General features: G+C 51.2%; 12 protein-coding genes. 3 read left to right on the forward strand and 9 right to left on the reverse strand.

The annotated features are described in order from the left end of the window. Positions 1-169: 169 nt before the first annotated feature. The 3 genes from GYMC10_RS24640 to GYMC10_RS24650 form a co-directional block, all read right to left on the reverse strand. Positions 170-400, reverse strand: coding sequence for a helix-turn-helix domain-containing protein (locus tag GYMC10_RS24640; RefSeq protein WP_009595835.1), 231 nt, complete (start codon positions 398-400; stop codon positions 170-172). An 18-nt stretch (positions 401-418) separates the two neighbouring features. Beyond that, complete coding sequence (locus GYMC10_RS24645; protein ID WP_015737026.1) at positions 419-1036, reverse strand: DUF2975 domain-containing protein; 618 nt, start codon at positions 1034-1036, stop codon at positions 419-421. 908 nt (positions 1037-1944) lie between these two features. Next, a complete protein-coding gene (locus GYMC10_RS24650; RefSeq protein WP_015737027.1) occupies positions 1945-2970 on the reverse strand; it encodes a hypothetical protein in 1026 nt (341 codons plus the stop codon). A 249-nt stretch (positions 2971-3219) separates the two neighbouring features. Here GYMC10_RS24650 and GYMC10_RS24655 point away from each other — a divergent pair, with 249 nt between their 5' ends. Further along, positions 3220-3717, forward strand: coding sequence for a DinB family protein (locus GYMC10_RS24655; protein WP_015737028.1), 498 nt, complete (start codon positions 3220-3222; stop codon positions 3715-3717). Between the two features lie 90 nt (positions 3718-3807). Here GYMC10_RS24655 and GYMC10_RS24660 read toward each other — a convergent pair whose 3' ends face one another. The 3 genes from GYMC10_RS24660 to GYMC10_RS24670 all read right to left on the reverse strand — a co-directional run bounded on the left by GYMC10_RS24660 (position 3808) and on the right by GYMC10_RS24670 (position 6869). After that, positions 3808-5001, reverse strand: a complete 1194-nt coding sequence (locus tag GYMC10_RS24660; RefSeq protein ID WP_015737029.1) for a multidrug effflux MFS transporter — start codon at positions 4999-5001, stop codon at positions 3808-3810. A gap of 433 nt (positions 5002-5434) precedes the next feature. Beyond that, positions 5435-5971 carry an SMI1/KNR4 family protein gene (locus tag GYMC10_RS24665; RefSeq protein WP_015737030.1) on the reverse strand — a complete coding sequence of 179 codons (537 nt, stop codon included), beginning with the start codon at positions 5969-5971 and terminating at the stop codon, positions 5435-5437. Between the two features lie 133 nt (positions 5972-6104). Next, positions 6105-6869 (reverse strand): SDR family oxidoreductase, encoded by a 765-nt coding sequence (locus GYMC10_RS24670; protein ID WP_015737031.1) that lies wholly within the window; start codon positions 6867-6869, stop codon positions 6105-6107. Between the two features lie 324 nt (positions 6870-7193). On the opposite strand from GYMC10_RS24670, the gene GYMC10_RS24675 reads away from it, so the two are divergent. Beyond that, positions 7194-8030 carry a YitT family protein gene (locus tag GYMC10_RS24675; RefSeq protein ID WP_015737033.1) on the forward strand — a complete coding sequence of 279 codons (837 nt, stop codon included), beginning with the start codon at positions 7194-7196 and terminating at the stop codon, positions 8028-8030. Between the two features lie 91 nt (positions 8031-8121). Here GYMC10_RS24675 and GYMC10_RS24680 read toward each other — a convergent pair whose 3' ends face one another. Next, positions 8122-9009, reverse strand: coding sequence for a hypothetical protein (locus GYMC10_RS24680; protein ID WP_015737034.1), 888 nt, complete (start codon positions 9007-9009; stop codon positions 8122-8124). A gap of 388 nt (positions 9010-9397) precedes the next feature. Here GYMC10_RS24680 and gdhA point away from each other — a divergent pair, with 388 nt between their 5' ends. After that, a complete protein-coding gene (gene gdhA, locus GYMC10_RS24685; protein ID WP_041622052.1) occupies positions 9398-10777 on the forward strand; it encodes an NADP-specific glutamate dehydrogenase in 1380 nt (459 codons plus the stop codon). Positions 10778-10825: 48 nt separating this feature from the next. Here the strand turns inward: gdhA and GYMC10_RS24690 are convergent, their stop codons facing one another. Both GYMC10_RS24690 and GYMC10_RS24695 read right to left on the reverse strand, forming a co-directional pair. Next, a complete protein-coding gene (locus tag GYMC10_RS24690; protein ID WP_015737036.1) occupies positions 10826-11809 on the reverse strand; it encodes a diaminopimelate dehydrogenase in 984 nt (327 codons plus the stop codon). 147 nt (positions 11810-11956) lie between these two features. After that, complete coding sequence (locus tag GYMC10_RS24695) at positions 11957-13018, reverse strand: suppressor of fused domain protein (RefSeq protein WP_015737037.1); 1062 nt, start codon at positions 13016-13018, stop codon at positions 11957-11959. Positions 13019-13131: the final 113 nt, after the last annotated feature.

Raw genomic sequence — 13131 nt, forward strand, 5'->3', positions numbered from 1 at the left:
TCCATGTGTACTTTGTTTGAGCATACCTCCCATGAAGTAGTCGCCTTGACATGCTTTACATAGCAGAAAGGGAGCCCGAAGGCTCCCACTGAGCCAACAACAGACAAAAGTAATCAACTTTCGATCAACAAAAAGTCCCATGAGAGCTTGCCAAAAAGAATAGGCACCTTCAATCAATTTCACAGCTGTCGCTATCGGCCGGAACAAATTCCAGAATGTCTCCCGGCTGACAGTCTAGAATTTCGCAGATCGCTTCCAAGGTAGAGAACCGGATCGCCTTCACTTTCCCCGTTTTCAGATTGGACAGATTGACGTTCGAGATCCCTACCTTGTCGGCCAGGTCATTCAATTTCATTTTTTTGTCGGCCAGAACTCGGTCCAGACGTATAATAATCGGCACTATCATCAGTCTCCATTCTCATAAAATCGAATCATGCTCTTCCTGCAGAAAAGCGCCGTATTTGAAAATCTCGGAGACGAACAGCACTAATATGCCGATGATAATTCCGATTAAAGAGATACCGCCCAGATTGATTGAGAAGATACGAGTAACGAACAGGCAGATCAGAATGTTGAGAACGAGCTTCGCCAGCAAAGAATACAGGATAACGACGATTCCCAGCCTTCTCAGACGGGTGGCATTCGCCAGGCTAAACGGGCTGCTTCCGCTAAGTATGCTACCTATTATATAGCGAATCTGGCAAATCGAGTAGATGTAAGCAAAGAGTACAAGCATGGCCTGGGTCAAGCTGACGACCAGATAAGCGTTCTTGGCATCGAACATGTCGGGATTGATCGGTTGAAAATAAGTGAAAGGCACCATGACGCTCTTCGTCACCGTATCCGATAACGGTACTGAAAAGAACCAGTGCGCGATTCCCTTCTCTGCAGAGAACAGCTCCTGGGGCTTTAATCCGATCCATAGATTGAAACAGACGATTGCAATGAACAGCCCGATTCCTCCCCAGTATCCGATCTTAAGCGCAGTGTGCATTCTTTTGAAGCCAGGTTTGGCTTTGAATTCAATTCCGTTCATGCGCAATCTCCTTTTCATGTGAACTTACAATATATACTACTTGATTCATTTACGAAAAACAATAATTATTTAATGATAAACATTAAATTCAAAAATAAACTTCTTTATGATGGTAAGGCGTGCACGGATCGTATAGCGCCAAACTTCTTAGACAAAGTGGAAGATCGAATTACCGAAGCAATTACCGGTACAGTGGGTTCAAGTGGACAGCATGTCCCAATGAAACTAACCTTGAGGCATAGATTCCTGCGCACACCGTATAAACAAGAGGTAACGATAGTGGATACATCAGTTTCACCTACACACGTTTTGTCTAGACGTTAATCACGCGCGCTCACCTACATACACTGCTAGATGTGGCGTGGTACTGTGTACCCGTGTCACACCCATGGCAGTGCTGATCTCGCTTTTATCCTTATTTATGGTCTTCTGAGGTGCTTGCTGGCGAGGAACTGAAGAGTGCCCCGAGGTACATGGGCAGATGTGGACATTGTGGATGTGATGCTGTGTATATCAAGAGGTTGATGCTGTTGGTCGCGATACGTCTGTCGGGTCAGGTATAGCTTATACGGTGTATTCCCCGACATAATCTTGTTTGGATAGCTAATGTGACTGATGCTGCATGAAGGTCCTCTCTCTTTGCGGTGTATTCTGGCAAGGTTACAAAAGGGAGACCACTCGTAGCAATGTGGCTGTTTGGGTCCAAGACGGCTCTGGGACCAATGCCCCTACGTAACTCGCATGGCCTGTTGTGTAGGCACTTTCTGCCATGATCGCAAGCTGGAGCGATTGGATCAGTTATGAGGAGAACCCGGTGGCGACCGGGACGGAATCACTAGGTTGAAATCGGGAAAAGCCCGCTAGGGTAGCGGGCTTCTCATTATTTTGTTGTACATCTGCATTCTTTCCTACATTAAAATTCCTGACAGATGCTCAAGAGCCATCGAGCGTATCCGGTTCTCCTCAGGGATATTCTCGTAGAGCAGAGACTCTTTGCCCGCTTCCGCCATCCGCTTGCGGAGAGCAGCAATTCGGCCCTTGCCGGAATCGATAAACCGGAAGTCGAGCTGGCGCAGGCACTCCATTGTTGTTAAGCCGCCCAAGGCTTCCGCCTTGATCCTTGTAGAAATCTCCTTCAGCATTAGAACCTCCAACCGGTCCGCAGTCCACAGGTTCCCGATCTCCTGCAAGGATTTCATGTAATCCAGTTCAAGCTGCCGAAGATTACGCATATGCGAGAAATCGCACAAGCGCTCGACTTTCGGCAGCGACAAGTGCAGAAAGGCCAGATGATCCAATGCCGCCAGGTCATCAATATTCACCAGGTTGCGGACGGAGGACAACCTCAGCATGCTTACATTCGATTCCGCCAACACGTTAAGCGAACCGTTCACGGTACAGCTGTCTAGGGCCAAATACTTCATCAAGGGGAAATCCGCGACAAAATCCAGTTGATCGATGGAGCAGTTCAGGACCAGCGTATCCAGGCGAATGCAGTCGGCAATCGGCGCTAGATCATCGAATTTACCGCTGAGTTCCAGGTATTTTAGAAACTTATAATTGCGGATAAAATCGATGCTTTGCGTTTTGGGCGAGCGCAGCTTAAGAAACTCCATTCGATCCATCGCGCCCAGCCTAGTTAAATCCTGCCGCTGTTTCAGATCCAAATGTAAAGCAGCAACAAACTTCAATCCCGCGAGCGTCTTCAGAAATTCATCGGTATATCTTCCGTTCGCTTCTGCATGATAAATATGCAGAATCAAGTCCGGACGCTTGGAAAACACCTGCTCGTCCAGCTTCAGCAGATCTTCCGGATCGTCTGCCCCGACAACAAAACCGATGGTTGCACGGTTTCTCAGCTGCTTAACGGCACTATGCATTTTGTCCGTGCTCCAGGGAGCACCGCTCATCGATGCAGCCCACGGCTCGCTCATTTCGTTCGCCTCCATTCTTTGAACTGATCCGGGAGCCTCCACTCCGCCTTAAATCTAGTTAATATAGTACCAAAATATGGGGAAATCTTCCACTTCAACAGAAGAGAAGAAGTCGTCCTTCTTCGTGTTGACGAAGAGGACAGCTTCAATCCAATTCTAAAAACTCTACTAGATCATAAGCGTCAAAGAGAGCTTTCCTCCCAACCGGAAAATATAGTATGCTAAGCCATAAGAGGGGAGAGGATTATTATGGTAAAACAACTGATCATCGGCGATGCAGCGCAGGAGCTGGCTCATACGCGCCGCGTTCTGGAACGCTTGCCCGAGGAGCATATGTCGTGGAAGCCGCACGAGAAATCGATGGCGCTCGGCGGGTTGGCCACGCACCTGATTAACCTGCTCAACTGGCAAATCGCGATTTTTCAGTATCCGGAGTTCGATCTTTCGAGTGTGCCGCTGCGACGGGAGGCTTTGGAAAAACGCGCCGATGTTCTGGAGGAATTCGACGCGAACGTGGGCAAGTTGGAGCAGCTGCTCGCCGAATGCGACGAGAAAACGCTCGGCGAGGAATGGACGCTGCGCCACGGCGACCATATCATCCTCCGCGCGCCGCGGGCGATTGCGCTCCGCACCTTCGGCTTCAGCCACATGGTTCATCATCGGGCTCAGTTAGGGGTATATCTGCGGCTTCTCGATATTCCGGTGCCGGGCATCTACGGTCCATCTGCCGACGAGGCAGCGCAATGAACTAAAACTTCCCGATCGGACAACGTCAAACAGTCGCAGGGTACCGGCATAACCGCCGGCACTCTGCGACTTGTTTAGTTTAATGCTTTTCTATGAACTGCTTCGTGCTTGACGGGCGAGCATCCCGCTCACGAAGACCATGACCGCGGCCAGCCCAAGAAAATACAAAGGCATGGCGACTAACGAACCGTCGTGAAGAAAGCTCATGCCGCTCGTTATCAGGCTGACGACAACGTAATAACCCAATCCGAAGATGGCCCCTGCCGTCCCGAGCACGTCTCCGTAATGGATCAGCGCCAGGCTGAGGCAGTTGGGAATGGCCATTCCGGTGCCGAGCAGAATAATAAAAATACAGGATACCATCAACACCAAATCCGTCACGGTGGCTTTGATCCCGCTAAGGGCAAAGCCCGTGAAGCAAAGGGCCCCCACCGACGTAATGAACGTGCCGAGCAAGATAATGCGCTCTGCCTTGAGCCGGGTCAGCAGCCTTTTCGACAGCAGCGCGCCGAAAATCGAGGACATCGCCACAAAGATTCCGAAGAAGCCGAACGCAGCAGGTCTCATCTGAAAAAATTCAATAAAAATAAAGGGCGCCTCCGCATAATAACTGAACAAAATGCCGTTGGTCGCTCCAATAAGCAAACCGAATCCCCATACTCTGCGATCGAAGAGCAGGCGCTTGACCACCGAGAACGTGTTAATCCTCGAGGCGGCCTGCACTCTGGTCTCGGGCAGGGAAATCCAGGTGTAGGTCAATACGGCTGCGCTCAATATTACCAGCGTGAAGAAAACCGCCCGGAAGCCGAGCGATTGATCTACCCATCCGCCAATCAGCGGCCCTATCGCAGGAGTAAACGCCAGCGCCGCCGAAATCTGGGCAAACACCGCATGGCGTTTGGCTCCGTCTACGGTCTCGCGCAAAATCGTTTGCGTGACGACAGAGCCCGTGCTGGCACCAAAAGCCTGTATGAACCGGCTGACCAATAACCATTCGACAGACCCGGACAGATAGCAGCCCAGGCTGCCCAACCCATAAACCAGGATGCCCCACAGCATGGCGGGGCGCCGTCCGATGGAATCGGACAGCCTCCCCCAGCAATACACGCCAAAGGCAAAGCCCAGAAAGTAAATGCTGAGCGTAAGCTGGATCGCATTATTGCTCGCCCCTAAATGATGGGCGATATCCGGTAATGAAGGCGTATATATCGTTTCGCTTATTTGCGGGAAACCCACAAGAACAATAAACAACAGCAGTGACGGTTTTGAGATTTTTCTTTGCACAGCCAAACTCCCCCTTATCGATTCAGAAAATCTCTAGTTTGCCGGCAAAGGAATTACGGGATCGGGGGTTTGCATTTGGTTAGTCTAGTAAATGAAAGCATTAAAAGTTCACCTTTTGTTTGAAAATAGGGGGGTAGTAATCAATCTAACGAGCATTATAACAGAATCGCAGGCAAATGGGCTCCTGACTCTCCTCCCGGGGATGCGCTCTGCTATGCATCATTTCCTCTTGGAGAGCCATTCCGCCAATTCTTCCGTTTTAGATTTGCATTTAGGCACGGGGCGTTGTACTGTCTAGGCTTTTGCCTTTTGCTCCCTCGTCCGCACGAGATCCGATACGTCGTCGGCCGAACGCTAAATGCAAGAGCCCACGCGTCACGCGTGGGCTCTTGCTCCAAGGCTATACGATCCCCTGCCAGCTCTCATGATACGCTCAATACAGCTCCCAAGTCTCCGTGCATAGCGCAGGCAAAGAATCCGCAACACGCTCGCAGTCTTCATACCCCAGGTTGCCGGAATGGGCGAACAAAATCGCATATTCGCCGTTTGTCGGCGCTTCCCTCATATCGAACATATAATGGTTTCCGCTTCCATCCATCGCAAACGACACCGCACAAGGCATATACTCCGGCAGCTCGTAGGCCAGGTTCATCTCCCTCAGGTCATCCGTGTTAAAGAACTGGAAAAGACGTGCTCCCTGTTGAAATTCCCCGCCGTTGGAATACTTCAATAAATCCAAATAGCTGGCGGGAAAGTTTCGCCGAGGCAGCTTCCAGCCTGCAGGATCCAGCGGAACATATTGATCGTAAAAGGGGGAGCTTTTGTGAAAAGGATTCACTTGCCTCCCCTTGATTTCATCCATCTCCTGCACGGAAAGCCCTGCATTCCACACCATAACAAAACGGGCAATTTGTTCTTCGGTGGCACCCGCGCGTATGTCGTACGCGTGCTCAAAATCGATATTCCACATCTTCGCCTGCCTCCGTCCCAATACTTCCTTCCTCGCAACTTCTTCAAACATTATAAAGGAAATACTGGAAAAAGAAATCATGCCGCGGGAATCAGGTCTTTCTATGTTCATGGATTTGCGGCAACGGCGGCGGTCACAGATGGGTTCCTCCGCTGGCATCGATGCATTGACCGGTGATCCAGCGGCTGTCCGGAGAAGCCAGAAACGCCGCGATATCCGCAATATCCGCCGGCTCCCCCCACCTTCCGAACATCGAATAGCCGGCCCCGACCCGATACGAGTCAGGATCCTGCAGCATTCCGGCATTCATGTCGGTAGCTACGAATCCGGGCAGTATCGCATTGATCGTGATTCCGCGGGATGCCAGCTGGCTCGTCAAGGAGAGCGTCAGCGCATTAATGGCCCCCTTCGTCATCGTGTACGCCGGAATATTGGGCAGGGAAATCCGGGTGACCGCAGACGATAAATTGATGATGCGCCCATTGTCCCGAAGGCGGGGAAGAGCTTGCTGAATCAGGAAGAACGGCGCTTTCACGTTAATATGCATCACTTCGTCAAAGCTCTGCTCCGTGGTTTCCTCGATGGTCTCCACCAAGCCGATCCCTGCGTTGTTAACCAGGATGTCCATTTGCGTGCTGCCCGTCCGGTCGTTCAACGCCTCATCCAGCGACTCGAACAGGGCATTTACCCCCTCCAAGGAGCGGAGGTCCGCCCCAACCGCAAAAGCCTCCCCTCCGGCCTGCGCAATCTCGCGGACGACCTCTTCCGCAGCCTCCCTATTCTTGCCGTAGTGAACGGCGACCATGGCTCCTTCCTTCGCCAATCGGTTCGCGATGGCACGTCCGATGCCCCGGCTGGAGCCCGTAACCAAAGCCGTTGTTCCATTCCATGTTTTCATGTTCTCATCATCTCCTCTTCTTCTTTCCCTTTCAGTTTTATCACAGCCCCCATTTTGAAATGTTGCGCTCCTATTCCCGTTCTCCGCTCGATTTCAAACATCATAAAAAAGCCCCTCCTGGATAGGGGGGCTGGAATGCAGGGCATTAGCGCCGACCTGCAAGCTTATGAAAATTAAAAATCATTTACATTCCATGTGAAGATTATTATAATGAGTATATCAAAAGAGCTGCGCAACCTATGTTTGCATAAAGCGATTAAAGGATGAGTTTTTCCTTTAATCGCTTTTTTTGTGAGCTTGTTGAAAGTCATGGAGGTATATCGTATGAAAAAAAGAGCGTTTGATATGATCATGCTGCTCATCGGGGCATTTATTTTTGCGCTGGCGGTCAATTTATTCGTCATTCCGAACGATTTTGGCGAAGGCGGTGTGACCGGGATATCGATCATTCTGTTTTATGTACTGCAATGGTCGCCGGCGTTGGTCGGCATTGTGATTAACGGGATATTGCTGATGATTGGCTACAAGCTGCTGGATAAAAAAACGACGGTATATACCATCATCGCCGTTGCCTTTCATTCCCTGTTCCTGCACTTGACGGAGAACTGGCGCATTGCGTCGGATGAGCCGGTGATCAACGCCATTTTCGCCGGTCTGTTTGCCGGTGTCGGGATCGGACTCATCGTCCGGGTGGGCGGAACGACGGCAGGCACGGTGATACTGGCTCGTCTGGCCAATAAATATTGGGATTGGAATATCAGTTATGCCCTGCTGTTCTTTGACCTGATCGTGGCCGGACTGTCCGTCTTCGTGATCGGAATCGAGAAGGTGATGTTCACCGTGGTCATCCTCTACATCGGCACCAAGGCAATGGAATTCATAATTGAAGGCTTGAACCCCAAAAAAGCCGTTACCATCATCTCGACACATCATGACCGCATTGCCATTCGGGTGACGGAGATTATGGACCGTGGGGTGACCGTGCTCCGGGGATACGGATATTACACCGGTCAAACCAAAGACGTGCTCTACATCGTCATCAGCAAACAGGAAGTTTCCATGCTCAAAAAAATCGTCCGTGCCGAGGATAAAAACGCCTTTGTTACCATCCACGACGTACGTGACGTGTTCGGGGAAGGGTTTATTGATATTTCGAAGTAAAGCCGAACTTATCGTTAGATTAAAAAAGATCGAAACCATCGCTGAGGCGGGCTTCGATCTTTTTTCGTAATAACTCAGCTCCATCGAAGGATCAGGGGGACATATATCTTCCATATTCCAGCCCGAGATCCGTAATCGCATCGTCCGATACGGACAGAAGCGAAACATTCTCACCTTCCGCGCCCATCCACTGCACGCCCAACACAAGACCAAGCTCCGATTCTGCCGCAAACAGAAACGCGAACATGTCCGGGCGCACCTCTCCTTGGTCATCCACTCTCCACGTCGAGCTCGGATCGTACTTCGCCGGATAATCGTAATACAGCCAGCCGCTCTCGCGTTTCAGCGCCAAGCTGGCCAGCATATCGTCACCTTCTCTGACGAACTGCACCAGATAGAGGGACTCTCCCTCCGGAAGCTGAATAAGCGGCCATGCCTGCTCTACCGCTCTCCCCTTGCTGTCCTTGATCTCCTGCAGTACTTGTCCATCGGCCTTCTCCGGCTTGGCCGGCTGGATGGTCAACAGCGCCTCTTTCGGAACATGGTGCTTTGGAATGATGAAGTACGTTGCATTCGGGGCGGCCGTCCCCTCCGTCACCTCGTACAGCTGCCCGGCCTGATGGCTGAAATTCTGCGAAGTTTGCCTGCCGTTATCTTCTTCCGTCGCTTGCTGCTCACCCGCATATTGGACCGGAAGCGGCTCGCCGCCCTGGCCGATGGCAATCAGCGAGGCTTCTTCATCCTGAATCGCGGCATCCGGATTAACGAGCAGCCTATGCCCCGTTTCGTCGGAAAATGCAAAGGTCCCTTCCTGTAAGGCAGCCACATTCCGGATCACCAAGGGTAGGTCTTCCTTTACATCAAGGGCCGGCTCCACGCTCGAAACGGGCGGGGGTTCGACCTTCCCATTCTCCGAATCGGCGCATGCGGTCAAGGTACATAGGGCTGTCATGAACAGCGCTGCCCATATCTTTTTCATGCCTTCAGCTCCTGTAATAAGATTCCAACTCTTCCATAACCTCAGACGAATAAATGGCCGAAAAAGTTGATGTCAAAGTTCCTTTTATTTGTATTTTCCCATGACAAAATCGGATGATTTTTTGCATTTTCGCTACATAAAACACGGGATAATGGCTGATTAACTTACACCTAATGACAGGTTCATAGAAATATTTAATGAGTTTGCAAAAAACATTTTATTGGTAATACGAGGCAAGATTCTATAAAATTCTTTTTAACTTAAAAATGCTGAGTGCAAACTTTTAATGGTTTTGTACAAATGGTTCAAGACGGGCGTCCCTTTTCTGAAACACCAACGATTTTTCTCGCAATTCTACTTTAACGATTTGAAGGAGTGCATCACAAAAGTGACTACGAATATTTCTGTAACTTCACCCTTTACTGCCGCGCAAGAATATGTGGAATCCATCTATAACCAAGTTGTAGCCCGCGATCCGCATGAGTCCGAGTTTCACCAAGCCGTCCGGGAATTTGTGGATTCCCTCGTCCCTGTGTTAGCCCAGCACCCGAAATATCGGGAACACGGCATTCTGGAGCGCCTTGTCGAGCCGGAGCGCATGGTCACCTTCCGCGTACCTTGGGTGGATGATCAAGGCAAAACGCAAGTCAACCGCGGATTCCGCGTTCAGTTTAACAGCGCACTTGGGCCGTACAAAGGCGGCATCCGGTTCCATCCGTCGGTTTATGCCGGCATCGTCAAGTTCCTCGGTTTTGAGCAAATCTTCAAAAACTCGCTCACCGGCCAGCCCATCGGCGGCGGCAAAGGCGGTTCGGACTTCGATCCGAAAGGCAAATCCGATCAGGAAGTCATGCGTTTTACCCAGAGCTTCATGACCGAGCTGTACCGTCATATCGGACCTGATTCCGATGTGCCTGCCGGCGATATCGGCGTGGGCGCTCGCGAGATCGGTTATATGTTCGGTCAATACAAACGCATCCGCGGAGGACATGAGGCCGGCGTGCTGACAGGCAAAGGCGTCATTTATGGCGGAAGCCTGGCACGTACGGAAGCAACCGGATACGGCTGCGTCTACTTCGTACAGGAGATGCTGGCTGCGAAGGGCCTTAGCTTCCAGGACAGCCGCGTCGTGGTGTCCGGTTCGGGCAACGTTTCCATCTACGCCATCGAAAAGGCACAGCAGCTCGGTGCTCACGTCATCGCTTGCAGCGACTCTAACGGATATCTGTATGATCCGGAAGGAATTAACCTTGAAACCGTCAAGCTGCTCAAGGAGCGGGATCGTCTTCGGATCAGCGAATATGTGAAAATTCATCCGCATGCCGTATACACCGAAGGCTGCACGGGAATCTGGTCGCTTCCATGCGATATCGCACTCCCTTGCGCCACGCAGAATGAGCTCGACGCCGACGCTGCCAAAACCCTCATCTCGAATGGAGTGAAGGCCATCGGCGAAGGAGCGAACATGCCTTCCACGTTGGAGGCGATTGAGCTGTTCATCAGCAAGGGCGTACTGTTTGGACCGGCTAAAGCCGCCAATGCAGGCGGAGTTGCCGTATCGGCACTCGAGATGAGCCAAAACAGCATGAGAATGTCATGGACGTTTGAAGAGGTGGATGCGAAGCTCCATCAAATCATGAAGAACATTTACAACAGTGCGGTAGATGCTGCCGAAGAGTATGGCGTAGCAGGCAATCTTGTGGCCGGTGCCAACATCGCAGGGTTTATCAAAGTGGCCGATGCCATGATCGCGCAAGGAATCGTATAAATCACACAAAAAAAGCCCTGCCGCATATGCGGCAGGGCTTTTTGCAGCTTATAGGAGCTCGCTGCGGAGCTGTTCGGCCGATTTTGGCGACAGGTACCCGAGCGGAATGTCAAACACCGTCTTGGCGCCCTGCTGTCCCTCTCTGCTCAAGCGATGCGCAGCTCTTGCATAAGACACGAGCACGCTTGCCGTAAATTCAGGGTTGCTGTCCAGCTTCAGGCCAAATTCAACAATTTGCTTGCTTCCGTTTCCGGTAACCCCGCTGCGTATGACAAATCCGCCGTGTGGCATTCCGGCATGCTCAGCCTCAAGCTCTTCTTGCGTAATGAAGGTAACGGTTGTATCGTAATCGGAGAAATAGTTCGGCATCGACACAATCGTCTGACGGATTTGCTCTTGGTCCGCGCCTTCTTCTGCAACGACGAAACAATCTCTCCGGTGCTTCTCGCGAGTGGCAAGCTCCGGTGTCTCGCCGGAACGGATCTGGTTAATAACCTCTTCTACAGGAACCGTGTATTGAACGCCTGCTTTCACTCCGGGTACGCGACGGATCGCATCGGAGTGGCCTTGGCTCACGCCTTTGCCCCAGAACGTATAATCTTTACCTTCCGGCAGAATCGCTTCGGCAAGCAGACGGTTCATGGAGAACAAGCCCGGATCCCAGCCTGTCGAGATGACGCTGATATGGCCGCCGCCCATCGCCGCTTTGTTGACCTCCTGGAAAAACTCGGGAATTTTTGCGTGCGTGTCAAAGCTGTCTACCGTATTGAACATGCTGGCAAGCTGTGGTGTTTGCTCCGGCAAATCGGTAGCCGAACCGCCGCACAGAATCATCACGTCAATCTTCCCGATATATTGCTCTGCCACTGAAATATGCTCGAAACGCGCACCGGAATTGGCCGGCATTTGCTGCGGGTCTCTGCGCGTGAAGATGGCTACCAGCTCCAAATCCGGATTTTGCCCGATGGCTTTCTGCACGCCCTTGCCCAAGTTTCCATAACCTACGATCCCTACTTTAATAGTTGCGTTCAATGTTATCCTCCCTTTGTCAGTCCATTTGCTTTGACATGATGTTTATGTACTGCTTTAAAGTATAAGTATATAGACATCACACTAATTGTAAACTATTTTATATGAAGAGGAAATTGTTTCTAGCTGCGTCATTCATATTTTCACCTGCTACCCGATAACTTGAACAACGTTTCCTTCCTGATCCTTGATTTCCGTCTTCACGATTTCAATTCGGATTCCAGGTAAACCGGAAAGCTCGAAGGTGCTGACCTGCGGAACCAAACGGCTTGAGAATTCACCCGCCGTCCGATCGTCCATGATCAACGTAACATCTCCATCCTCCGCGGTCCAGCGGCTCTCGTTCCCCGGCTCAAATACGACCCGAACCTCCGGACCTACAAGGCTCAAGCTCTTCTCCTTCAGAATTCTCCCCTGCAGCAGCTTGCCGATGATGCCCGCCTGTTTGGCGCCGATTTGGAGCGCAGCCGGGGTTTTGCTTAACCAGCCTTTTTTTCCCGGTTCAAAAGCCAGCTGGCTCACATAGAGAAATCCGGTGTTCGAGCCTTCCTCCTTCATTCCTCTATCCACAGTTTCCGAGATCGAAGGTATCTTAAGAAACGAATCCCGATTCAAATCCGTTATGTAAAGCGGCATATGTTCTACACAGGCTTGCAGCACGCCAAGCGTATTCCAGGTCTGCATCGCCTCAAGCTCTTCCCGGGTAATGCCGATCATCTGCAGGAATTCGACCCGCCCATTCGGCGTATCCATGGCCGGCAGCTCGGGATCCTCGATAAAGGCGAGCGCGGTCAGCTGCGTATCGGCACCCAGGCAGATCGGTCCATTGGCATCCAAATAATCGCCCGAGCGAAAAATATTCCCGCTGTTAAACACGTATCTCCCCATATTCTGAAGCAGATTTAGCGCCCACGCCGGCGGCTCTTCCTCATCCTTCGGCTTAGCCAGCCTGAACGTCAATTCGAAGCCGTAACCGCTCTCCTCCAGATGATCCGATTCTTTATCATACAGCTCGCTAAAACCATAGGTAACCATATGCCAATGCGGCATTGGCGTATTCGAGACATAAGCGCTGATTCCATTCAGCGGATCGGGTCCTCCAAGCGCATACGGAATCAACGCTCCGTAATGCTTCGGCTCCTGCTCTCCATATAACTTCAGCAGTGCATCGTCAATCGCGTCCCAGCCGGGTGCGTTATCTTCATATGTCATATCCTGTTCCCTCCCGTTATCGTTTCCATCCTAAACTTCACCCTATCCGCCCCCGTTAAATCATATCCCCTTCCATTAGGCGGCGCATTCAACAATTACCGATAATACAAGCA

This window comes from Paenibacillus sp. Y412MC10, from assembly GCF_000024685.1.
In the GTDB taxonomy this organism is placed as follows: Bacteria; Bacillota; Bacilli; order Paenibacillales; family Paenibacillaceae; genus Paenibacillus_AQ; species Paenibacillus_AQ lautus_A.